This is a genomic window from Kitasatospora sp. MY 5-36 (assembly GCF_001182915.1).
GTDB lineage: Bacteria > Actinomycetota > Actinomycetes > Streptomycetales > Streptomycetaceae > Kitasatospora.
In genome coordinates this window covers 1-556 of the sequence record NZ_LFVW01000071.1, presented here as the reverse complement: position 1 = coordinate 556, position 556 = coordinate 1, and the positions used below count along the sequence as shown (strand labels likewise).

General features: G+C 72.7%; 1 protein-coding gene. It reads left to right on the top strand.

Going from position 1 to position 556, the window contains the following annotated elements; all coding sequences use genetic code 11:
• Positions 1 to 18 precede the first annotated feature (18 nt).
• Positions 19 to 556, top strand: a 538-nt coding sequence (locus tag AE652_RS06375) for an acyltransferase domain-containing protein (RefSeq protein WP_234348246.1), incomplete at its 3' end; no start/stop codon positions are given.

Below are 556 nucleotides of genomic sequence, written 5' to 3'. Positions count from 1 at the left end.
CGTGAGGCGCAGGTCCCGATGATCTCCGCGCTGACGGGCGAGTGGCTGGCCGGCTCTGAGCTGGACCCGGCGTACTGGTACGCGTCGCTGCGGGAGACCGTCGAGTTCGAGCGGGCGGTTCGTCTGCTGGGTGAGTCCGGGCACGGTGTGTTCCTGGAGGTGTCGCCGCACCCGGTGCTGACCCCGGCGATCGGCGACGCCCTGGAGACGCTGTCCCCGGTTGTCGCGGGCACCTTGCGGCGCGACGAGGGCGGTGCGGACCGCCTGCTGACGTCGTTCGCCGAGGCCTACGTCCAGGGCGCCACGGTGGACTGGGTGTCGGTCCTCGCCGGTGGTTCGACGGTGGACCTGCCGACGTACGCGTTCCAGCACCGTCACTACTGGCCCGAGGCGGTGGCCGAGGCCTCCGAGGGCTCCGTCATCGATGCCGAGTTCTGGGCGGCGGTCGAGGGCGGGGACGCCGACGGTCTTGCGGCGGCGTTGAACATCGACGGCGACCGGCTGGGCGAGGTGTTGCCGGCGCTGGCCGACTACCGGCGCCGGGGCCAGGCCGATG